Annotated in this window: 23 protein-coding genes; 14 read left to right on the top strand and 9 right to left on the bottom strand. The window is 71.7% G+C overall.

What is annotated here, in order from left to right:
* Positions 1 to 3 precede the first annotated feature (3 nt).
* Complete coding sequence (locus tag AC0L6F_RS00975; protein WP_473538869.1) at positions 4 to 882, bottom strand: alpha/beta fold hydrolase; 879 nt, start codon at positions 880 to 882, stop codon at positions 4 to 6.
* 70 nt (positions 883 to 952) lie between these two features.
* Here AC0L6F_RS00975 and AC0L6F_RS00970 point away from each other — a divergent pair, with 70 nt between their 5' ends.
* Positions 953 to 1,669, top strand: coding sequence for an exonuclease domain-containing protein (locus AC0L6F_RS00970; protein WP_259611811.1), 717 nt, complete (start codon positions 953 to 955; stop codon positions 1,667 to 1,669).
* An 83-nt stretch (positions 1,670 to 1,752) separates the two neighbouring features.
* Here the strand turns inward: AC0L6F_RS00970 and AC0L6F_RS00965 are convergent, their stop codons facing one another.
* The 3 genes from AC0L6F_RS00965 to glgA all read right to left on the bottom strand — a co-directional run bounded on the left by AC0L6F_RS00965 (position 1,753) and on the right by glgA (position 4,115).
* On the bottom strand, positions 1,753 to 2,007 hold the full coding sequence (locus AC0L6F_RS00965; RefSeq protein WP_259611810.1) for a type B 50S ribosomal protein L31: 255 nt from the start codon (positions 2,005 to 2,007) through the stop codon (positions 1,753 to 1,755).
* Positions 2,008 to 2,093: 86 nt separating this feature from the next.
* Entirely contained in the window at positions 2,094 to 2,897 is an 804-nt protein-coding gene (locus tag AC0L6F_RS00960) for an ABC transporter ATP-binding protein (protein WP_473538867.1), read from the bottom strand.
* A 9-nt stretch (positions 2,898 to 2,906) separates the two neighbouring features.
* Positions 2,907 to 4,115: a glycogen synthase gene (glgA, locus tag AC0L6F_RS00955; RefSeq protein WP_473538866.1), complete on the bottom strand. Its 1,209-nt coding sequence runs from the start codon at positions 4,113 to 4,115 to the stop codon at positions 2,907 to 2,909.
* 46 nt (positions 4,116 to 4,161) lie between these two features.
* On the opposite strand from glgA, the gene glgC reads away from it, so the two are divergent.
* Positions 4,162 to 5,406, top strand: coding sequence for a glucose-1-phosphate adenylyltransferase (gene glgC / locus AC0L6F_RS00950; RefSeq protein WP_274635725.1), 1,245 nt, complete (start codon positions 4,162 to 4,164; stop codon positions 5,404 to 5,406).
* A 21-nt stretch (positions 5,407 to 5,427) separates the two neighbouring features.
* Positions 5,428 to 6,060 (top strand): phosphoserine phosphatase SerB, encoded by a 633-nt coding sequence (gene serB, locus AC0L6F_RS00945; protein ID WP_473538864.1) that lies wholly within the window; start codon positions 5,428 to 5,430, stop codon positions 6,058 to 6,060.
* Positions 6,061 to 6,150: 90 nt separating this feature from the next.
* On the opposite strand, the gene fabG is transcribed toward serB, so the two are convergent.
* The gene (gene fabG / locus AC0L6F_RS00940) at positions 6,151 to 6,861 is read right to left on the bottom strand and encodes a 3-oxoacyl-ACP reductase FabG (RefSeq protein ID WP_473538863.1); all 711 of its coding nucleotides are present in this window, start codon (positions 6,859 to 6,861) and stop codon (positions 6,151 to 6,153) included.
* Between the two features lie 84 nt (positions 6,862 to 6,945).
* On the opposite strand from fabG, the gene AC0L6F_RS00935 reads away from it, so the two are divergent.
* The 3 genes from AC0L6F_RS00935 to AC0L6F_RS00925 are packed head-to-tail and all read left to right on the top strand — an operon-like array spanning position 6,946 to position 8,635.
* On the top strand, positions 6,946 to 7,419 hold the full coding sequence (locus tag AC0L6F_RS00935) for a DUF3099 domain-containing protein (RefSeq protein WP_259611808.1): 474 nt from the start codon (positions 6,946 to 6,948) through the stop codon (positions 7,417 to 7,419).
* Positions 7,420 to 7,457: 38 nt separating this feature from the next.
* Complete coding sequence (locus AC0L6F_RS00930; protein WP_473539923.1) at positions 7,458 to 7,718, top strand: hypothetical protein; 261 nt, start codon at positions 7,458 to 7,460, stop codon at positions 7,716 to 7,718.
* Entirely contained in the window at positions 7,715 to 8,635 is a 921-nt protein-coding gene (locus tag AC0L6F_RS00925) for an SURF1 family cytochrome oxidase biogenesis protein (protein WP_473538862.1), read from the top strand. Before AC0L6F_RS00930 ends, AC0L6F_RS00925 begins: the two co-directional genes overlap by 4 nt.
* Positions 8,636 to 8,637: 2 nt before the next feature.
* On the opposite strand, the gene AC0L6F_RS00920 is transcribed toward AC0L6F_RS00925, so the two are convergent.
* Positions 8,638 to 10,236 (bottom strand): ABC-F family ATP-binding cassette domain-containing protein, encoded by a 1,599-nt coding sequence (locus AC0L6F_RS00920; RefSeq protein WP_473538861.1) that lies wholly within the window; start codon positions 10,234 to 10,236, stop codon positions 8,638 to 8,640.
* Positions 10,237 to 10,388: 152 nt separating this feature from the next.
* Between AC0L6F_RS00920 and AC0L6F_RS00915 the strand changes: the two genes are divergently transcribed.
* The 8 genes from AC0L6F_RS00915 to AC0L6F_RS00880 all read left to right on the top strand — a co-directional run bounded on the left by AC0L6F_RS00915 (position 10,389) and on the right by AC0L6F_RS00880 (position 17,972).
* A complete protein-coding gene (locus AC0L6F_RS00915) occupies positions 10,389 to 11,045 on the top strand; it encodes a DedA family protein (protein ID WP_473539922.1) in 657 nt (218 codons plus the stop codon).
* 5 nt (positions 11,046 to 11,050) lie between these two features.
* Complete coding sequence (locus AC0L6F_RS00910) at positions 11,051 to 12,316, top strand: sensor histidine kinase (RefSeq protein ID WP_473538860.1); 1,266 nt, start codon at positions 11,051 to 11,053, stop codon at positions 12,314 to 12,316.
* Positions 12,313 to 12,981 (top strand): response regulator, encoded by a 669-nt coding sequence (locus AC0L6F_RS00905; RefSeq protein WP_259611803.1) that lies wholly within the window; start codon positions 12,313 to 12,315, stop codon positions 12,979 to 12,981. Before AC0L6F_RS00910 ends, AC0L6F_RS00905 begins: the two co-directional genes overlap by 4 nt.
* 103 nt (positions 12,982 to 13,084) lie before the next feature.
* A complete protein-coding gene (locus AC0L6F_RS00900; protein WP_473539921.1) occupies positions 13,085 to 14,113 on the top strand; it encodes an iron-siderophore ABC transporter substrate-binding protein in 1,029 nt (342 codons plus the stop codon).
* On the top strand, positions 14,113 to 15,189 hold the full coding sequence (locus tag AC0L6F_RS00895) for a FecCD family ABC transporter permease (protein WP_473538859.1): 1,077 nt from the start codon (positions 14,113 to 14,115) through the stop codon (positions 15,187 to 15,189). The genes AC0L6F_RS00900 and AC0L6F_RS00895 overlap by 1 nt, the downstream gene beginning before the upstream one ends.
* Positions 15,186 to 16,241: an iron ABC transporter permease gene (locus AC0L6F_RS00890; protein ID WP_274635732.1), complete on the top strand. Its 1,056-nt coding sequence runs from the start codon at positions 15,186 to 15,188 to the stop codon at positions 16,239 to 16,241. Before AC0L6F_RS00895 ends, AC0L6F_RS00890 begins: the two co-directional genes overlap by 4 nt.
* Positions 16,238 to 17,074: an ABC transporter ATP-binding protein gene (locus AC0L6F_RS00885; protein ID WP_274635733.1), complete on the top strand. Its 837-nt coding sequence runs from the start codon at positions 16,238 to 16,240 to the stop codon at positions 17,072 to 17,074. Before AC0L6F_RS00890 ends, AC0L6F_RS00885 begins: the two co-directional genes overlap by 4 nt.
* On the top strand, positions 17,067 to 17,972 hold the full coding sequence (locus AC0L6F_RS00880) for a siderophore-interacting protein (protein WP_274635734.1): 906 nt from the start codon (positions 17,067 to 17,069) through the stop codon (positions 17,970 to 17,972). The genes AC0L6F_RS00885 and AC0L6F_RS00880 overlap by 8 nt, the downstream gene beginning before the upstream one ends.
* A 2-nt stretch (positions 17,973 to 17,974) precedes the next feature.
* Here the strand turns inward: AC0L6F_RS00880 and AC0L6F_RS00875 are convergent, their stop codons facing one another.
* From AC0L6F_RS00875 to sufC, 3 genes are read right to left on the bottom strand one after another with little or no spacing between them, the layout of a single operon-like run.
* Positions 17,975 to 19,132, bottom strand: a complete 1,158-nt coding sequence (locus AC0L6F_RS00875) for a MalY/PatB family protein (protein ID WP_473538857.1) — start codon at positions 19,130 to 19,132, stop codon at positions 17,975 to 17,977.
* 53 nt (positions 19,133 to 19,185) lie between these two features.
* Positions 19,186 to 19,515 carry a metal-sulfur cluster assembly factor gene (locus AC0L6F_RS00870; RefSeq protein ID WP_259611799.1) on the bottom strand — a complete coding sequence of 110 codons (330 nt, stop codon included), beginning with the start codon at positions 19,513 to 19,515 and terminating at the stop codon, positions 19,186 to 19,188.
* Positions 19,516 to 19,524: 9 nt separating this feature from the next.
* Complete coding sequence (sufC, locus tag AC0L6F_RS00865; protein WP_274635736.1) at positions 19,525 to 20,307, bottom strand: Fe-S cluster assembly ATPase SufC; 783 nt, start codon at positions 20,305 to 20,307, stop codon at positions 19,525 to 19,527.
* Positions 20,308 to 20,334: the final 27 nt, after the last annotated feature.

Genomic DNA, 20,334 nt, shown 5'->3' with positions numbered 1-20,334 from the left:
CCGCTACCCGACGAATCGGCGGATCGCCGCGGCGGCCGGCTGCGGCGTCTCGTAGTGGATGAGGTGGCCGACCTCGGGGATCTCGACGAGCTCGGCATCCGGGAAGATCTCCGCCAGTTCGCGCTCCTTCTCGATCGGCGTGATGTCGTCCCGCTGGGCGGCGATCAGCAGCGTGGGCTGCGCGATCCGCGCCGCCGACTCGCGCACATCGTGCGAGACGCTGGTCACGAACGCCTCGCGCAGCACGTCCCGGTCGGCGAAGCGCGAGAAGTAGGTGTCGTGCTGGCCGTGCACGAAGCGTCGCAGGTCCGGGTCGCGGGTCTTGACCATGGCGATGCTCATCACCCGCACGATCAGTCGGTTGCGCAGCAGCGCATCGCCGATCCGGGCGGGCAGCTTCGCCCCCATCCAGTAGTAGAAGACCGCCAGTCGGGTCAGGATGCCGCGCGGACCGGCCAGTGCGGGCGCGCCGATCGGATTGATCAGGATGAGGCGCGGGGTCGGCAGCCCGGCCGCGACGGCGGCGGCGGCCACGATCGAGCCGAAGCTGTGCCCGAGCACCACCGCGCCCGGCGCGACCTGCGCGGCGAACGCCGTGAGCCAGTCGACGTAGGCGGCCAGGTCGTGCGCGCGACCCGGCAGCGGCGGAGTCTCGCCGAAGCCGGGCAGATCCGGCGAGACGATGCGGACGTCGGGCAGCTGGGCGACGATCGGCTCGAGCCCGTGATGCTCGCCGCGGAATCCGTGCACGGCCAGGATCGTCACGGCGGCGTCATCCGGTCCGTACACCCAGTAGGCGGTGGTCGATCCGGCGACCGCCGCCTCCTGCCGGCGCACCGGGATGACCGCCAGCTGCGCGGCGTACGGGCTGTCCACACTCACCCGTCGAGTCTACGGACGATGCCGCGCGTCGCGATCACGGATGTCGGCGGGTGCGCATACCGTGAACGGCATGGACATGCTGCCGCTCTTCGACTCGCCGGAATGGTCCCGTCGGGTGGGCGTCTTCGACCTGGAGACGACCGGCATCGACGTCGCCTGCTCCCGCGTGGTCACCGCGCATGTGGGGGTGCTGGACGACACCGGCGCCGTACGGGGCGCGCAGGACTGGCTGGCCGACCCCGGCATCGAGATCCCGGATGCCGCGACCGCCGTGCACGGGGTGAGCACCGCCCACGCCCGGGCGCACGGGCGCCCCGCCGGCGAGGTGGTGGCCGAGATCACCGCGGCGCTGCGCGGGCTGTTCGCGGCGGGGATCCCGGTGGTGGCCTACAACGCGCCGTACGACTTCTCGCTGCTCAAGCACGAGGCGATCCGGCACGGCGTCGCCCCGATCGCCGACCCGTCCCCGGTGATCGACCCGCTCGTGCTCGACAAGGCGGTGGACCGCTATCGACGCGGCAAGCGGACCCTTGCCGCGGTCGCCGAGCACTATGCGGTCCGACTGGACGACGCCCACGCCGCTGCAGCAGACGCCGTCGCGGCCGGACGGGTCGCACTGGCCCTGGCCGAGCGCTTCGGCACCGAGCTGCCGACATCCGCCGGCGAGCTGCACACCCGCCAGATCGGCTGGGCGCGCGACCAGGCCGACAGCCTCACCGACTACTTCGTGCGGATCGGCCGGATCGACCCCGCCGACCCGGTGGACGGCAGCTGGCCCATCCGCTGACCCGACCGCACGGCAGGTCTCCGGGGTGACGCCCCGGAACGACGAAGACCCCGCTGTGCGCGGGGTCTTCGCAGGGGGAACGACTACTTGCCGCCGCCGAAGCCCTTGAAGCGCTGGTTGAACTTCTCGACGCGGCCGGCCGAGTCCATGATGCGCTGCTTGCCCGTGTAGAACGGGTGCGACGCGGACGAGATCTCGACGTCGATGACGGGGTACTCGACGCCGTCGAGCTCGATGGTCTTGTCGCTGCCCACGGTCGAACGGGTCAGGAAGGTCTCGCCCGAGCCGAGGTCGCGGAACACGACGGCGTGGTAGTCGGGGTGGATGTCAGTCTTCATTGGGTTTCCTTGCGAGTGCGGAAGGGAAATCTGCGGTGCCGTGGCACCTGCCGTGGCGCCGACCGGGGCGCCAAGGATCGATTCTATCAGTCGTCGGCGTGATCCTGCGACGCCGCCCGCGCGGCATACCGGCCGTCCGCGACGGTGAGCACGATCGGCATGCCGAACGTGCTGCTCAGGTTCTCGGCGGTCAGGGTCTGCTCCAGCGGGCCCGCGGCGATCACGGCGCCGTCCCGGAGCAGCAGCACGTGCGTGAATCCGACCGGGATCTCCTCGACGTGGTGGGTGACCATGACCATCGCCGGCGTGGTCGGCGCCTGCGCATAGCCGCCCAGCAGCTGCAGCAGCTCCTCGCGTGCGCCGAGATCGAGGCTCGCGCTCGGCTCGTCCAGGAGCAGCAGCTCGGGGTCGGTCATCACCGCCCGGGCGATCTGCACCCGCTTCTGCTCCCCCTCTGACAGCGTCCCGAACGTGCGGTCGGCGAGGTGGTCGAGCCGCCACTCGGCGAGCACCCGCAGCGCGCGGCGCTCGTCGATGTCCTCGTACGCCTCGTTCCAGCGGCCGAGCACCGAGTACGCCGCCGTCATCACGACGTTCAGCACGGTCTCCTCCGGCGGCACCCGGCGGGCCATCGCCGAGGACGCGAAACCGATCCGCGGGCGCAGCTCGAACACGTCGGTGCGGCCCAGCCGCTCGTCCAGGACCGTGACCGCGCCGCTGGTGGGATGCAGCAGCGTGGCCGCCAGCTGCAGGATGGTGGTCTTGCCTGCGCCGTTGGCGCCGAGCACGACCCAGCGCTGGTTGTCATGCACCGACCAGTCGACGCGATCGACGATGTTCCGGGCGTTCCTGCGGACGATGACGTCGGAGAACTCGAGGACCTGGGCCATGGCACCAGCCTAACGGCCGGAGCCGGTCACCTCCGCGTACAGCGCCGCGGTCTGGGCGGCGATCGTGTCCCAGCCGAAGTCCCGTGCGGCGCGCTCGCGTCCGGCGGCGCCGTAGGCGGCGGCGCGCTCCGGATCCCGGACGACCTCGGTCAGCACGGCCGCCATGTCGGCGGCGAACTGCTCCGGATCGTTCGGCGTCCCGGTGCCGTCATCGGACTGGTCGATCGGCACCAGGCGTCCGGTGACCCCGTCGATGACGACCTCGGGGATGCCGCCCGTCGCGGTGCCGACGACGGCGGCACCGCAGGCCATCGCCTCGAGATTCACGATCCCCAGCGGCTCGTACACCGACGGGCACACGAACACGGTCGCCGCCGTCAGCACGGTGCACAGCTCGTGCCGACTCAGCATCCGGTCGATCCAGATCACCCCGTCGCGGGTGTCCTGCAGCTCGTGCACCAGCTCGGTGACCTCGGCCATGATCTGGGGGGTGTCCGGGGCGCCGGCGCACAGCACGACCTGCACGTCGGGCGGCAGCATCCGCACGGCCCGCAGCAGGTGCGGCAGTCCCTTCTGCCGGGTGATGCGGCCGACGAACACGACCGACGGGCGCGCGGCGTCGACTCCGAGTGAGGCCAGCAGCTCCGGATCGACGGTGGGATGCCACTCGTCCACGTCGATGCCGTTGTAGATCACGCGCACGGCCCGGGGGTCCAGGGACGGGTAGCTGCGCAGGATGTCGGAGCGCATGCCGTCGCTGACGGCGACGATCGCGGCGGCGGACTCGTAGGCGGTGCGCTCGACGAAGCTCGAGACGGCGTACCCGCCGCCCAGCTGCTCGCTCTTCCACGGGCGCAGCGGCTCGAGGCTGTGCGCGGTGATGATGTGCGGGATGCCGTGCAGCAGCGAGGCGATGTGCCCGGCGAAGTTCGCGTACCAGGTGTGCGAATGCACGAGATCGGCCCCGGCGACGTCCGGGATGATCTCCAGGTCGATGCCCAGCGTCTGGATCGCCGCGTTCGCCTCCCGCAGTGTGTCCGGCACCGGATACGACGTCGTGCCCTCCTCGTCACGGGAGGCGCCGAACGCCCGCACCCGCACCTGTGCCGGCTCTTCGCCGTCCCGGGCCCGCAGTGCCTTCACGAGCTGCGCGACGTGCACACCCGCCCCGCCGTAGATCTCCGGCGGGTACTCCTTCGTGACGATGTCGACGCGCATGTCACGAACGCTAGTACAGGCGCGCACCCGGGCATAGTGTGGTGGCATGCCCGCGGCACCCAAGGTCTTCGGAATCATCCTCGCCGGCGGCGAGGGCAAGCGACTCATGCCGCTGACGGCCGATCGGGCCAAGCCCGCGGTGCCGTTCGGCGGGCAGTACCGACTCATCGACTTCGCGATCTCGAACCTCATCAACTCGGGCCTGAGACAGATCGTGGTGCTCACCCAGTACAAGTCGCACAGCCTCGACCGGCACGTGTCGCAGACGTGGCGGATGTCGGCGCTGCTGGACTCGTACGTCGCCTCGGTCCCCGCCCAGCAGCGGCTCGGCAAGCGCTGGTTCTCGGGGTCCGCCGACGCGATCCTGCAGAGTCTGAACCTGATCACCGACGAGCAGCCCGACATCGTCATCGTCATCGGGGCCGACCACGTGTACCGGATGGACTTCCAGCAGATGCTGGACGCGCACATCGCCTCCGGCGCCCGCGCGACGGTCGCCGGCATCCGTCAGCCGATCTCGCTGGCCGACCAGTTCGGCGTGATCGACGTCGACCCGGACAATCCCGACCGCATCCGCCGGTTCCTGGAGAAGCCGCAGAACCCGGACGGCCTGCCCGACGCGCCGCACGAGGTGATCGCGTCGATGGGCAACTACATCTTCGACACCGAGGCGCTGATCGAGGCCGTCACCACCGACGGCGAGGAGCCCACCAGCAACCACGACATGGGCGGCGACATCGTGCCGTACTTCGTGGACCGCGGCGAGGCCGGCGTCTACGACATGAAGCTCAACGAGGTCCCCGGCTCGACCGCACGCGACCGGTCGTACTGGCGGGATGTGGGGACGATCGACTCGTTCTTCGACGCGCACATGGACCTGATCTCCACCCTTCCGGTGTTCAACCTCTACAACACGGACTGGCCGATCCACTCGCAGACGGTGAACTCGCCGCCGGCGAAGTTCGTCCGCGACTCGGTCGGCCGGATCGGCAACGCGATCGACTCGATCGTCTCGCTCGGCTCGGTGCTGTCCGGCACCCACCTGGAGCGCAGCGTCGTCGGTCCGTGGACGCTCGCCGCCGGCGGTTCGACCATCACCGATGCGGTGCTGTTCGACCATGTGCGGGTGGGGCAGGGCGCGCGCGTGCATCGCGCGATCCTGGACAAGAACGTGGTGCTGGCCGACGGCGCCACCGTGGGGGTGGACCGCGAACGCGACCTGTCGCGGGGCTTCACCGTCACCGACTCGGGCATCACCATCGTCGGCAAGGGCGTGCACGTCGACCTCTGACCGCGCCGGTACTGTGGACGGGTGCCCGCGCGTCTGCTCGTCGTCCTCGATGCCGATTCCACGCTCATCCGCAACGAGGTGATCGAACTCATCGCCGACGAGGCCGGCCGCGGCCGGGAGGTCGCGGCCGCGACGGAGGCCGCGATGCGCGGCGAGGTCGACTTCGCCGCGAGCCTGCGCTCGCGCGTCGAGGCGCTGCGCGGGGTGCCGGTGTCGGCGTTCACGCGGGTGCTGGCGCGGATCGAGCCGACGCCCGGCGTGCGCGAGCTGATCTCCGCCGTGCATGAGCGGGGTGGGGTCGTCGGGGTCGTCTCGGGCGGTTTCCACGAGATCCTCGACACCGTCGCGCCGCGGCTCGGCGTCGACGTCTGGCGGGCGAACCGGCTCGAGGTGGACGCGGGCGCACTGACCGGGCGGGTCGACGGCCGGATCGTGGATGCCGACGGCAAGGCCGCGGCGCTGCGGGAATGGGCGACCGCGCACGGTGTCGCCCCCGCCCGCACGATCGCCATCGGCGACGGCGCGAACGACCTGCGGATGATGGCGGCGGCCGGGCTGGGCATCGCCTTCAACGCGAAGCCCGCGGTGCGGGCACAGGCCGACCTCGTGATCGGTCCCGTCGACCTGCGCGAGGTCATCCCGCTGCTGCCGTGAAGCCGACCTCGGCTCGTGGGCGCGCTGCTGCTGGGCGACTCACTCCGGACGGGTTCGCGATCCGGGGCGTGCCGGCGCACCGAACGCCGGTCAGTGGCCCATGCCCAGTCCGCCGTCGACCGGGATCACGGCGCCGGAGATGTACGCGGCGTCCTCCGACGCCAGCCAGGTCACGACGCCGGCGACCTCGTCCGCGCTGGCGTACCGTCCGGCGGGGATCGCCTTCTTGTACTCGGCCTTCTTCTCCTCGGGCAGCTCGGCCGTCATCTCGGTCTCGATGAAGCCGGGGGCCACGACGTTGGCGGTGATGCCGCGGGCGCCCAGCTCGCGGGTGAGCGACCGGGCGAACCCGACCAGCCCGGCCTTCGAACTGGCGTAGTTGATCTGACCGGCCGAGCCGTACAGGCCGACCACCGACGAGATGAGGATGACGCGACCCCAGCGGGCCTTCAGCATCCCCTTCGATGCCCGCTTGACCACGCGGAACGTGCCGCCCAGGTTGGTGTCCACGACACTGTCGAAGTCGTCCTCGGTCATGCGCAGCAGAAGGGTGTCCTTGGTGATGCCGGCGTTGGCCACGACCACCGCCACGGGCCCGAGCTGCTGCTCGACCTCGCTGAACGCGGCGTCGACGGACGCGGCGTCCGTGACGTCCGCACGCACCGTCAGCGTGCCCTCGGGGCCTTGGCCGGAACGGGCGGTCACGGCCACCGGGTATCCGGCGGCCAGGAAGCGCTCGGCGATGGCGCGGCCGATGCCGCGATTCCCGCCGGTGACGAGGACGACGCGGTCTGCGGACATGAGGCACTCCCGGGGTTCTCGGTCGGATGCTCGCACCAGCCTAGTGGCGACCGTTCCGCACACTCGGCGTAGGCTGGGAGCACCGTGAAGACCTCCTCGCATCCGCAGTCGGCGACCTCTCTGCCGCGTCCCCCGCGCGACGAGCTCGGCGCGCGCTCGCAGCGCTATCTGATCACCATGGGCGTGCGCGTGGTCTGCTTCCTGCTGATGGTGTTCGTGCAGCCGTTCGGCTGGTACACGTGGGTGTTCGGCGTCGGCGCCGTCTTCCTCCCCTACATCGCCGTGGTGCTGGCCAACGTCGGCCAGGACAGCAAGACCACTGATGCGGTGACCCCCGAACGCGCCCTCGATGCCAAGCCCGACACAGAGCCGGCAGAGCCGGTGATCCGCGTGCGGGAGACCCCCGCCGTCACGTCCTCGACGCCCGACGCGGCCGGGCAGGACGCGGCCGGGCAGGACGCGGCCGGGCAGGACGCGGCCGGGCAGGACGAGACCGGGCAGGACGAGACCGACCAGGAGACGGCCGAACAGCGGCGCACGCCGGACGAGCGGTCATGAGCGATCGCGTGCCGCCTCGCGAGGCGGCCGATGCCGACGTGCGCGCAGTCGACGTACGCGCAGTCGAGGTGTGCGCACGAGCGGGCTGTCGTGCGCCGGCGGTCGCGCAGGTGGTCTGGCGCAACCCGCGCATCCACGACGCCGCCCGGCGCAAGATCTGGCTGGCCTGCGACGAGCACGTCGAGTACCTGCGCGACTACCTCGCCTCCCGCCGGTTCCCGGTCGCGGTGCACCCGTTCCCGTCGCCGCCGACCGATCCCCCCGTCACCGACCCGGTCCCCCTCGAGGAGCCCCGATGAGCCGCCGACAGACCGCCCCGGCCGCGGTGCGCTGGACCGCCTACGTGGGGGTGGCGATCGTGTTCGCCATCGCCTGCGCGTTCCTCTCCCACTGGCAGCTGAGCAAGAACGCCGCCCGCACCGAGCAGCTCGACCTGATCGCGCGCAACTACGACGCCGCACCGGTGCCGCTGGCCGACCTGCTCGCACCCGATGAGCACCTCCCCGCCGAGGCGAAGTGGCTTCCGGTGACGATGACCGGCACATATCTGACCGATCAGCAGCTGCTCGTGCGCAACCGCGTGCACGGGGGCACGGCCGCGTACGAGATCATCGTCCCGCTGCGGATGGACGACGGGCGGGTGTTCCTCGTCGACCGAGGCTGGGAGCTGCCCGGCAACCGGCAGCCCACCCCCGACAGCATCCCGTCCGCACCGTCGGGCACGGTGACCGTCGTGGCCCGGCTGGTGCCGGGCGAGACGCTGCCCGGCTCCGGACCGAACGCCCCCGAGGGGCAGGTGCCCTCGGTGAACCTGCCGCTGATCGCCGAGAAGATCGGTGGGGCCGACGGCGCCGCGCTCGATCAGGGCGCCTACGGTCAGCTCGTCTCGGAGGATCCCGCTCCGGCGACCTCGCCGCAGCCGTTCGAGGCGCCCTCGGCCGATCCGGGCCCGTTCCTGTCGTACGGCATCCAGTGGATCATGTTCGCGGTGATGGGGTTCATCTTCATCTGGTACGTCATCCGCTCCGAGCGGCGGGCACGGCGCGAAGAGGCGGAGGATGCCGCGGCCATCGCCGCGCTCGCGGTCACGGATCCCGAGGCCGCGCAGCGGCTGCGCGACGAGACGACCGTGCGCCGGGCGCGCGCCAAACGGGCGGCCCACGACGACCGGGACTCCCAGGACGAGGACGCCCTGCTGGATCGCGCCGGCCGCTGAGGCTAGGCCAGCGCGACCAGGTCCGCGTAGTCGCGACCCCAGATGTCCTCGACGCCGTCGGGCAGGATGAGCACGCGCTCGGGGTTCAGCGCCATCACGGCGCCCTCGTCGTGCGAGACCAGCACGACCGCGCCCTCGTAGTGCGCGAGCGCGTCCAGGATCTCCTCGCGCGAGGCCGGATCGAGGTTGTTGGTCGGCTCGTCGAGCAGGAGCATGTTCGCCGACGAGACCACCAGCGTGGCCAGCGACAGGCGGGTCTTCTCGCCGCCGGAGAGCACCCCGGCCGGCTTGAGCACGTCGTCGCCCGTGAACAGGAACGATCCGAGCACCTTGCGCGCCTCGGTGGCGGTGATGTGCGGGGCCGCGCCCATCATGTTCTCCAGCACCGTGCGCGAGATGTCGAGATTCTCGTGCTCCTGCGCGTAGTACCCGATCTTCAGGCCGTGCCCGGGCTCGAGCTGTCCGGTGTCGGGCTGGTCGACCCCGGCGAGGATGCGCAGCAGCGTGGTCTTCCCGGCGCCGTTCAGGCCCAGCACGACGACCTTCGATCCGCGGTCGATCGCCAGGTCGACATCCGTGAAGATCTCCAGCGATCCGTACGACTTCGACAGTCCCGATGCCATCAGCGGAGTCTTCCCGCAGGGCGCCGGCTTGGGGAACCGCAGCTTGGCGACCCGATCGACCTGGCGCACCTCTTCCAGCCCGCTGAGCAGCTTCTCGGCCCGGGCGACCATCTGGTGCGCGGCAGCGGCCTTGGTGGCCTTGGCCCCGAACTTCGCGGCCTGCTGCTGCAGCGCGGTCGCCTTCTTCTCGGCGTTGGCCCGCTCCTTCTTGCGACGCTCCTCGTCGGCGACCCGCTGCCGCTGGTAGTTGCGCCAGTTCATGTTGTAGATGTCGATGAGCTGACGGTTCGCGTCCAGGTAGAACACCCGGTTGACCGTCTCGCCGACCAGCTCGACGTCGTGGCTGATCACGATCAGCCCGCCGCGGTAGCCCTTGAGGAACTCGCGCAGCCACACCACGCTGTCAGCGTCGAGGTGGTTGGTCGGCTCGTCCAGGATCATCGTCTCGGCGTCCGAGAACAGGATGCGCGCCAGCTCGATGCGCCGGCGCTGGCCGCCGGACAGCGTGCGCAGCGGCTGGTCCAGGATCCGGTCCGGGAGGGCCAGGTTGTGCGCGATGGTGGCGGCCTCGGCCTCGGCGCCGTAACCGCCCAGGGCCTCGAACCGCTCGGTGAGGTTCGCGTAGCGGCGCATGGCGCGGGCGGCGGCATCCGCGTCGTCGTCGGCCATCGCGAGGGATGCCTCGTGCATGCCGATCGCCAGGCTCCCCAGTCCCCGCGCGTCCAGGATGCGGGTGCGGGCCAGCATGTCGGGGTCGCCCGAGCGCGGGTCCTGCGGCAGGTACCCCAGCTCCCCCGTGCGCTCGACCTTGCCCTCGGACGGCAGCACATCGCCGGCGAGCACCTTGGTGAGCGTCGTCTTGCCGGCGCCGTTGCGGCCGACCAGCCCGATCTTGTCGCCGGCGCCCACGCGGAACGACACGCCCGACATGAGCGTGCGAGCGCCCACGCGGATCTGGAGGTCGTGCACGGCAAGCACAGCGGAACGTCCGTTCTCTCGGGGAAGGCGGCCGAATGGCCAGCCACCCAGTATACGACGCAGACCGGAAAGACCCCTCCAGGGTATGACCTGGACGATACCCCGGAGTGATGTGCACGGCGGCACCGCCCACCTACGGTTCGGGGGTGGACATGATCAACGCCTTCATCCTGACCGCCGCCGCCTCGCCGTGGGTGCTGCTGGTGATGTTCGTCGTGGCGGCGGTGGACGCCGTCTTCCCGCCCGTGCCGAGCGAGACGGTGCTGGTGGCCGCGGCCGCGGCAGCCGCGGCATCCGGCCAGCTCATGATCGTGCCGCTGCTGTGCCTGATCGCCGCCTGCGGCGCGGTGCTCGGCGACAACCTCACCTACGCGCTGGGCCGGGTCGTGGGCACCCGGCGCTTCGCCTGGATGCGCCGCCCGCGCGTGGCGGCCGCGGTCGAGCGCGCGCAGAGCTCGCTGAGCCGCGGCGGGGGCGCGCTGATCATCGGCGCACGCTACATCCCGGTCGGCCGGGTGGCGGTCAACATGACCGCCGGCGCCGTCGGCTACCCGTGGCGCCGGTTCCTGCCGATCAGCGCGCTCGGCGGGATCACATGGGCGGTGTACGGAGCGGGCATCGGCCTCGTGGCCGGCAGCTGGTTCGCACAGCAGCCGCTGCTGGCCGCCGCCATCGGCGTGGCCGTGGCCGTGGCGGTCGGCATCGCCGTCGACCGCGTCTCGGTGGCCCGCCGTCGCCGCCTCGAGGCGCACACCGCCGCCGCGGGTGACGAGGACAGCGCGGTCGCGGTGCGCGAGATGGCAGGATGAGCCCCATGCGTGCGAAGCCGGCGAGACGTGGGGCGCGTGCGGAACGGGTGAAGCAGCGGCGGCCCCGACGGCCGCTCCCGCCCCGGCTGCGCGACCAGCGCACGGTGATGCTGATCGTCCTGGGCATGGTCGCCGCGGCGCTCTACGCGGTGCTGGTCCCGGTGCACGCGACCGTCTACGGCGCCCCGGTCCCGGCCACCATGCTGCTGGGCGCGGGCGCGGTCGCCGCCCCCCTGATCGCCCTGAAGCGCCCGACCATCGCGATCGTGGTGTTCACGGCATCCGCCGCCCTCAGCCCCCTCACCGTCGCCCGCGATCACCCGCTGGGCGCACCGTGGCCCTGGTCGGTGCCGATGATCATCGCGTTCGCCGTCTGCCTGCTCGCCGTCACCGTGCCGCACGGGTGGCGCCTCGGACTCATCCTGCTGGGGGCCGGCACGGCTGCCGGGCTGATCGTCGCGCTGATGATCCCCTCGATCCCCAGCGCGAACGACCTCATCGTCACCACCTCGATCTCGGCCGGCGTCTACCTGATCGCCGTGCTGCTGGCCGGCCGGCTGCGCCTGGGCGCCGAGCTGAGCAGCCAGCGCGCCCTGACCGCGCAGGAGCAGGGGCGGCGCGAGCTCGTCGAGGAGCGCACCCGGATCGCCCGCGAGCTGCACGACGTGGTCGCCCACGGCATGTCGCTGATCCAGGTGCAGGCCTCCACCGCCCGCTACCGCCTTCCGGATCTGGCGGACGAGCCGGCCGCCGAGTTCGACGAGATCGCGGCGACCGCGCGCACATCGCTGGCCGAGATGCGGCGGATTCTCGGGGTGCTGCGCACCGAGGACCACGCCGTCCCGCTGGCCCCGCAGCGCGGACTCGGCGACATCCCTGCGCTGGTGGAGACGACCCGGCGCGCCGGTGCCGAGATAGCGCTGACCGAGATGCCCGACGACGGGGCGCGCGGCGATGTCGACGCCGCCACGCAGATCGCCGCCTACCGGATCGTGCAGGAGGCCCTCAGCAACGCCGTCCGGCACGCGCCGCGCGCCCCGATCACGGTGTCGGTGATCGCGGATGCCGCCGATGTGACGATCCGCGTCCGCAATGCGCCGGCAACCGCGGTCGCCGGCGTCCCCGGCGGCCACGGACTGCGCGGCATGACCGAACGCGCCCACCTGCTCGGCGGTAGCCTGGAGGCGGGAGCGGACCCGGACGGCGGGTGGACCGTCACGGCACGCCTGCCGCGGCATCCGGCACCCGAGGCCTCGGAGGGCTCGCTGTGAGCATCGACGTCCTGGTCGCCGACGATCAGGCGATCGTGCGGGCCGGGTTCGCCGCGCTCCTGGACGCGCACGAGGGCATCACCGTGGTCGGGCAGGCCGCGACCGGCGCCGAGGCCGTCGCGCTCTCTGCCCGGGTCGACCCGGACGTGATCCTGATGGACGTGCGGATGCCGGAGATGGACGGGATCGAGGCGACCCGGCGGATCGTGGGCCCGTCCTACCCCGCCGCGAAGGTGCCGCGGATCATCATGCTCACCACGTTCGACATCGACGACTACGTGTACGACGCGCTGCAGGCCGGTGCCAGCGGGTTCCTGCTCAAGGACGCCCTGCCGGACGAGCTCGTCAACGCCGTGCGCGTGGTCGCCGCCGGAGACGCGCTGCTGGCACCGCGGGTCACGCGCCGGCTCATCGCGCAGTTCGCCGCGCAGAAGCCGAGGGCCTCCCGCACCGGGGCGGTGGAGGGTCTGACCGAGCGCGAGCGCGAGGTGCTCACCCTCATCGGCCAGGGGCGGTCCAACGGCGAGATCGCCGCCGCCCTGTTCATCGCCGAGCAGACGGTGAAGACCCACGTCGGCAAGATCCTCGCCAAGCTGTCGCTGCGCGACCGGGTGCAGGCGGTCATCCTCGCCTACGACGCCGGACTGGTCGAGCCCGCCTCCTGAGCGGTTCGCACCGGCTCGTCGCCGACTGGCATCCGCGAATGATTCCGAGTGCTGTTAGGGTAGCCTTACCAACCCCCGTACCCCGAAGGAGTCCTCCGTGCCCATTCGCCGCGCGCTGTCACTGGCCGCCCTCTCCGTGGTCGCCGCCTCGACCCTCCTGCTGGCCGGCTGCGCGAGTGGGGCCGACGCCCCCGCCTCCGCCAACCAGCAGGGATCCGAGGCCGGCTTCCCGGTGACCATCGACCACGTGTACGGCACGACGACGATCCCGAGCAAGCCGAAGCGGGTCGCGACGGTCGCCTGGGGCAACGGCGAGGTGCCGCTGGCGCTCGGCATCGTGCCCGTCGGCATGGCGAAGTCCACGTGGGGCGACGACGACCATGACGGCATCCTGCCGTGGTCCGAGGATCGGATCGCCGAGCTGGGCGGCAAGACCCCGGCGCTGTACGACGAGACCGACGGCGTCGACTTCGAGGCGGTCGCCGACACCAAGCCCGATGTGATCCTGGCCGCATACTCCGGCCTGAGCCGCACCGAGTACGACACACTGTCGAAGATCGCCCCCGTCGTCGCCTACCCCGGAACCGCGTGGGGCACCTCCTACGAGGACATGATCCGGATGGACTCGAAGGCGCTCGGCCTCGCCAAGGAGGGCGACGCCCTCATCGACACGCTGCACGGAGAGGTCGATGCCGCCCTCGCCGACTTCCCGCAGCTGAAGACCGCGAAGGTCCTCTTCTCCTACATCGATCCCTCGGACTTCAGCAAGATCGGCTTCTACACCGACCACGACACCCGCCCGGGCTTCCTGCACAGCCTCGGGATGCCGGAGCCGCAGATCGTGCAGGACGAATCGGCCAAGACCGACCAGTTCTACATCACCGTCAGCTCCGAGCAGGCCGACCGGTTCAAAGATGTCGACCTGTTCGTCACCTACGGCGATGACGCGGCGACCATGATCAGCAAGCTGCAGGCCGATCCGCTGCTGTCCAAGATCCCGGCGATCAAGGCGGGTCACATCGCCGTCCTGCAGAACGACACTCCCCTCGCGGCGTCGGCGAACCCGTCGCCGCTGTCGATCGGGTGGGGCATCCACGACTACTTCGCGCTGCTGGCGAAGGCCCTCGGCTGATGACCGCGACGGCGCAGCGCGGCGCGACGCTCGCGGGGGCGGCCCCGACCGAGCGCAGCCACGTCGCGACGGCGCGCCGGCACGGGCCTCTCACGCGTGGGCTGTGGCTGCTGGTCGCCTTCTGCGTCCTGGCCGCGCTGTGCGCGGCGTCCGTGGCGCTCGGCGTGCGCGTCGTCTCGCCGGGCGAAGTGGCGGCGACCCTGGCCGGACACACCGACACCATCGGCGAGGCCGCGGTGATCGCACGGCTCCCCCGCACGGCGCTGGCGGTCCTCGTCGGCGCGGCACTGGCGCTGGCCGGCGCGTCGATGCAGGCGGTGACCCGCAATCCGCTCGCCGACCCCGGCATCCTCGGCGTCTCCGGCGGCGCCGCGTTCGCGGTCGTGGTGTGCATCGTCCTCCTCGGGGTGTCGTCGCCGGGCGTGCTGATGGGCGCCGCCGTGATCGGCTCGGCGGTGGCCGCCGTCTTCGTCTATGCCGTGGGCTCGCTCGGCTCGGGCGGGGCGACGCCGTTGAAGCTCACCCTGGCCGGAGCCGCGACATCCGCCGCCTTCGCCTCGCTGGTGCAGGCCGTCCTGCTCCCTCGCGCCGATGCGATGGAGAGCTTCCGCTTCTGGCAGATCGGCGGCGTCGGCGGCGCCACCTGGGACCGGATCGGCCTCGTGCTGCCGGCGCTGGCGCTGGGCGCGGCGATCTGCCTGCTCAGCGCGCGGGGCATGAACGCGCTCGCCCTCGGCGACGACCTGGCCGCCGGGCTCGGCGCCCATGTCACCCGGACCCGCCTGGTGACCGCCGCGGGCGCCGTGATCCTGTGCGGCGCCGCGACCGCCGTCGCCGGCCCGATCGGCTTCGTGGGCCTGATCGTGCCCCACCTGTGCCGGCTGCTCGTCGGCACCGATCACCGCTGGCTGCTGCCGTTCTCGGCGGTCGCCGGCGCCGGGCTCCTGGTCGCGTCCGACGTGATCGGCCGACTCGTGGCACGCCCGAGCGAGCTCGACGTCGGCATCGTCACCGCGCTGGTGGGCGCGCCGTTCTTCATCTGGATCGTCCGCCGGCAGAAGGTGCGTGAACTGTGAGCGTCACCGGGACGGCGGCGGATGCCGCAGCCGTGCGCACGATCGCCGACGGCCGGCGCCGGCGCCGCGGACGTCGCGCCGCGGTCGTGGCGATGCTGGCGGCCGCGGTCGTGGCCGTGTTCGCGGTCAGCCTGATGATCGGCGAGACCTTCTACCCGCCGGCCGAGGTGCTGCGCGTCCTGTCCGGGCAGACGGTCCCGGGAGCCTCGTTCACGGTCGGCGATCTGCGCCTGCCCCGCGCCACCCTTGCCGTTCTCGCCGGCTTCGCCTTCGGCGCCGCCGGGGTCACGTTCCAGGGCATGCTGCGCAACCCGCTGGCCTCGCCCGACATCATCGGCATCAGCGCGGGAGCCAGTGCCGCCGCCGTCGTCGGCATCGTGCTGTTCGCGCTGGACACGGTCGCGGTCTCGCTGCTGGCCCTGGTGGGCGCGCTCGTCACCGCCGCAGCCATCTTCCTCCTCGCCCATCGCGGCGGGTTCGCCGGCACACGGCTGATCCTCATCGGCGTCGGGGTGGCGGCCATGCTCGACAGCGTCATCACGTACGCGCTCTCCCGGGCCGCGTCCTGGGATCTGCAGGCCGCCATGCGCTGGCTCACCGGCAGCCTGAATGCGGCCGACTGGACGGCCATCGCCCCGCTGGCGATCGCGTCCGTCATCCTCGTGCCCGCGCTGCTGTCCCAATCCCGGGCGCTGGACACGCTGCGCCTGGGCGACGACACCGCCGCCGGCCTCGGCGTGCATCCGCAGCGCACCCGCATCGTCGCGCTGGTGACGGCCGTCGCCCTCCTCGCGTTCGCCACCTCGGCGGCTGGACCCATCGCGTTCGTCGCCTTCATGTCCGGCCCGATCACGGCGCGGCTGGTCGGCCCCTCCCGGGCGCTGCCGGCGGCATCCGGACTCGTCGGCGCGCTGCTGGTGATGATCGCCGACCTCATCGGACAGTTCGCGTTCGACAGCCGCTACCCCGTCGGGGTGGTCACCGGTGTCCTGGGCGCGCCGTTCCTGATCTTCCTGCTGATCCGCCTCAACCGTTCGGGAGCATCCCTGTGACCGCATCGCACACCCTGACCGCCGCATCCCTCACCCTCGGCTACGGCGACCGCACGGTCGTCCACGATCTCGATCTCGAGGTGCCCGCGGGGCGGATCACCGCCGTCATCGGCGCGAACGGATGCGGCAAGTCCACCCTGCTGCGGGCGATGGCCCGACTTCTCAAGCCCCGGGCCGGCGAGGTGCAGCTGGACGGCGTGCCGCTGCACCGTCAGCACACGAAGCAGCTCGCCCGCACGCTCGGCCTGCTCCCGCAGAGCCCGGTCGCCCCCGAGGGCATCGTCGTGGCCGATCTCGTCGGCCGCGGACGTCAGCCGCATCAGCGGCTGCTGGCGCGGTGGAGCGCCCACGACGACGAGGTGGTCGCCCGGGCGCTGGAGACGACGGGGATCACCGACCTCGCCGACCGGAGCATCGACGAGCTGTCCGGCGGGCAGCGACAGCGGGTGTGGATCGCGATGGCGCTGGCCCAGCAGACCGACATCCTCCTGCTGGACGAGCCGACCACCTTCCTGGATGTCGCCCACCAGATCGACGTGCTCGATCTGCTCACCGATCTCAACCGCGAGCACGGCACGACGATCGTCATGGTGCTGCACGACATGAACCTCGCCGCGCGCTACGCCGATCACCTGTTCGCGATGCGCGACGGCCGGGTCGTGGCCGCCGGAGCGCCCGCGGACGTCGTGACCAGCGCCCTGATCCGCGACGTGTTCGACCTGGACTGCCTGGTGATCGAGGATCCGATCTCCGGCGCGCCCATCGTCCTCCCCCGCGGGCGGCACCGAGTGCGGCACCCGCTCGATGCCCCGACCGGAGCCGTCCATGTCTGAGAGTCGCTTCTTCCGCGCCCGGGTGAGTGCGATCGCCGACCTGACCCCGAGCTTCCGGCGCTTCACGTTCTCCGGCGACGAGCTCGACGACTACGGCGACCCCGGGTTCGACCAGCGGATCAAGATCGTCTTCCCCTCCCCGGCCGTCGGGATCGATGCGATGCCGACCGGCGACGACTGGTATGCGCAATGGCGTGCCCTGCCCGAGGAGGGGCGTCCGCCGTTCCGCACGTACACGACGCGCGCCGTGCGCCCCGCAGCGCGGGAGGTGGATGTCGACATGGTCGCGCACGCCGTCACCGGGCCGGCGTCGGCGTGGATCGCGCGAGCGGAGATCGGCGACGAGGTGCTCATCTTCGCGCCGGCCGCCGCCCGCTCCGAGGCGCCCGCGGTCAGCCTCGGCATCGACTTCGTGCCGCCCGCGCAGTGCGCCGGCATCCTGCTGGCCGGTGACGAGACCGCCGCGCCGGCGATCGCCGTGATCCTGGAGCAGCTGCCGGATTCGGCGCGCGGCACCGTGGTGCTCGAGGTCCCCCATCCCCGCGACGTCGCGTACCTCCCCCGGCATCCCGGCTTCGACTACCGGGTCGCCGCCCGCGCGGGACGCGACCGGCACGCGCACCTGGTGCCGGCGGGCCGGGATGCCGCGGCCGCCCTCGTCCCGCCGGGGCGCGGGTCCGAGGTCGAGGAGGTGGACATCGACTCCGGCCTGCTGTGGGAGGTGCCGCGGACCGCGAAGGGCGGCGCGGCCCTGAAGAGCGCACCCCTGTACGCCTGGCTGGCGGGCGAGGCGGGCGCCATCAAACAGCTGCGCCGCCACCTGGTCGCCGAGCACGGGGTGGACCGCCGCGCGGTCGCGTTCATGGGCTACTGGCGGCTCGGGCGCGCCGAGAACTGAGCTCAGCCGACGAGCGCGCCGATCCGCCGCACCGCCTCGCGCAGCACCTCCGGCGCGCAGCCGATGTTCACCCGCACGTGGCCGTTCCCCTCCTGCCCGAAGTGGGGGCCGAAGTGCAGGGCCACCTTCGCCTCGCGCAGGATCTTCACCGCGGGGTTGTCGCCCCAGCCGAGCGCCGACAGGTCCACCCAGGCCAGGTAGCCGGCATCCGGGATCCGATACCGCGCCCCCGGAACGTGCGCCTCCAGCAGCTCGGCGAGCAGGCGACGGTTGCCGTCCAGGGTCGCCAGCAGCCCGTCCAGCCACGGATCGCTGGCCTCGTCGAACGCCGCCACGGCCGCCATCGCGCCGAACAGCCCGGTGCGCCACTCCACCTCATCCGGCAGCGACGCCACCACCGCGGCCGGCCCGGGGCCGTCGGTGACCATGAGCGCGCACTTCAGCCCGGCGAGGTTGAACGCCTTGCTCGCACTGGTGACCGCGAACCCGACCTCCCCGGCGGCCGCGGATGCGTCCAGGAACGGCGTGAAGACGGCATCCGGCTGGGTCAGCGGCGCGTGGATCTCGTCGCTGATCACGCGCGCGCTGTGCCGCAGCGCGATCTCGGCCAGTGCGGCCAGGCTCTCACGCGCATGCACGGTGCCGGTGGGGTTGTGCGGATTGCACAGCAGGATCGCCCGCGCCCCGTCGGCGAACGCCGCCTCGATGCCGTCCAGGTCGAGCTCCCAGCCGTCGCCGGTGGGCCGCAGCGGCACCCGCTCGACCACGCCGCCGGCCTCGGGCACCGTGTCGTAGAACGGCGGATAGACCGGCGGCGTGACGACGACGCGGTCGCCCGGTGCGATGACCGCACGGAGGATCTCGACGACCCCCATCATCACATCGCACGTGGTGCGCACGCGGGCGGGGTCGATCTCGGAGCCGAACCGGCGCTGGGCGAAGGCGACGTACGCGTCGCGGACGCCGGGGTCCGGCGGGGTGTAGCCGGTGTCACCGAGCGCCACCGCCTCGGTCAGGCGTGCGGTGATCGCGGGGGCAAGAGGGAAGTCGGTCTCGGCGACGAACAGCGGCAGGATCTCGGCGGGGTACTTCCGCCACTTCGTGCTCGAGCGCTGACGCAACTGATCGATCGGCAGGGCCTGAAGCGGGGTGACACTCACCCGTCGAGCCTACCGATCGCGCCCGCCGGAGGCGTCTCCGGCGTCACGCTTCGTCAGATGGCGAAGCCGAGGGCGCGCATCATGTCGCGCCCGTCGTCGGTGATCCGCTCCGGCCCCCACGGCGGCATCCAGACCCAGTTGATCCGGAACCGCTCGACCACCTCGTCCAGCGCCTGGGCGGTCTGCTCCTCGAGCACGTCGGTGAGGGGGCATCCAGCGCTCGTGAGCGTCATGTGGATGACGAGGGCGTCGTTCTCATCGTCCCAGGCCAGATCGTAGATCAGGCCCAGGTCGACGACATTGATCCCCAGTTCGGGGTCCATGACGTCCTTGAGCGCCTCGGTGACCTCGTCGAACTTCTCGGGTGACAGCGTCGCGGGCATGTGTCGAGTCTACGCGTCGATCACGGCGTCGGGCTCGGGCTCGCCCGCGAGGTAGCGGTCGTAGCCCTCCTCCTCGAGGCGCTCGGCCAGCTCCGGCCCGCCCTCTTCGGCCACGCGGCCCTGGACCAGCACGTGCACGAAGTCCGGGTGGATGTAGCGGAGGATGCGGGTGTAGTGGGTGATCAGCAGCACGCCGAGGTTCGTCTCGGCCTTGGCGCGGTTCACGCCCTCGGAGACGATCTTCAGCGCGTCCACGTCCAGCCCGGAGTCGGTCTCGTCCAGGATCGCCAGCTTCGGCTTGAGCAGCTCGAGCTGAAGGATCTCGTGCCGCTTCTTCTCACCGCCGGAGAAGCCCTCGTTCACGTTGCGCTGGGCGAACTTCGGGTCCATCCGCAGATTCTTCATCGAGACCTTGAGGTCCTTCATCCAGCTGCGGATGGCGGGCGCCTCGCCGTCGATCGCGGTCTTCGCGGTGCGCAGGAAGTTGGTGACCGTCACCCCGGGGATCTCGACCGGGTACTGCATGGCCAGGAACAGCCCGGCACGGGCGCGCTCGTCGATCGTCATCGCCAGCACGTCCTCGCCGTCGAACGTGATCGAGCCGCCGGTGACGGTGTACTTCGGATGGCCGGCGATCGTGTAGGCCAGCGTGGACTTGCCGGAGCCGTTGGGCCCCATGATGGCGTGGGTCTCGCCGGTGCGGATGGTGAGGGTGACGCCGTTGAGGATCGGGGTGACCCCGGCCTCCGTCTCCACGCTCACGTGCAGGTCGCGGATCTCAAGGACAGACATTCAGGATTCCTTCGTCAGGCTTGCGGT

It is taken from the genome of Microbacterium sp. G2-16M (genome assembly GCF_055809115.1).
This window is presented reverse-complemented; position numbering and strand designations above follow the sequence as displayed.

Excerpts from the sequence above, each read along its gene's own strand:
- AC0L6F_RS00870 (WP_259611799.1), bottom strand. The coding sequence starts at position 19,515 with ATGCCCGCGACGCTGTCACCCGAGAAGTTCGACGAGGTCACCGAGGCG.
- sufC (WP_274635736.1), bottom strand. The coding sequence starts at position 20,307 with ATGTCTGTCCTTGAGATCCGCGACCTGCACGTGAGCGTGGAGACGGAG.
- fabG (WP_473538863.1), bottom strand. The coding sequence starts at position 6,861 with ATGTCCGCAGACCGCGTCGTCCTCGTCACCGGCGGGAATCGCGGCATC.
- AC0L6F_RS00915 (WP_473539922.1), top strand. The coding sequence starts at position 10,389 with ATGATCAACGCCTTCATCCTGACCGCCGCCGCCTCGCCGTGGGTGCTG.
- glgA (WP_473538866.1), bottom strand. The coding sequence starts at position 4,115 with ATGCGCGTCGACATCGTCACGAAGGAGTACCCGCCGGAGATCTACGGC.
- AC0L6F_RS00965 (WP_259611810.1), bottom strand. The coding sequence starts at position 2,007 with ATGAAGACTGACATCCACCCCGACTACCACGCCGTCGTGTTCCGCGAC.
- AC0L6F_RS00880 (WP_274635734.1), top strand. The coding sequence starts at position 17,067 with ATGTCTGAGAGTCGCTTCTTCCGCGCCCGGGTGAGTGCGATCGCCGAC.
- AC0L6F_RS00925 (WP_473538862.1), top strand. The coding sequence starts at position 7,715 with ATGAGCCGCCGACAGACCGCCCCGGCCGCGGTGCGCTGGACCGCCTAC.
- AC0L6F_RS00970 (WP_259611811.1), top strand. The coding sequence starts at position 953 with ATGGACATGCTGCCGCTCTTCGACTCGCCGGAATGGTCCCGTCGGGTG.
- glgC (WP_274635725.1), top strand. The coding sequence starts at position 4,162 with ATGCCCGCGGCACCCAAGGTCTTCGGAATCATCCTCGCCGGCGGCGAG.
- AC0L6F_RS00960 (WP_473538867.1), bottom strand. The coding sequence starts at position 2,897 with ATGGCCCAGGTCCTCGAGTTCTCCGACGTCATCGTCCGCAGGAACGCC.
- AC0L6F_RS00895 (WP_473538859.1), top strand. The coding sequence starts at position 14,113 with ATGACCGCGACGGCGCAGCGCGGCGCGACGCTCGCGGGGGCGGCCCCG.
- AC0L6F_RS00910 (WP_473538860.1), top strand. The coding sequence starts at position 11,051 with ATGCGTGCGAAGCCGGCGAGACGTGGGGCGCGTGCGGAACGGGTGAAG.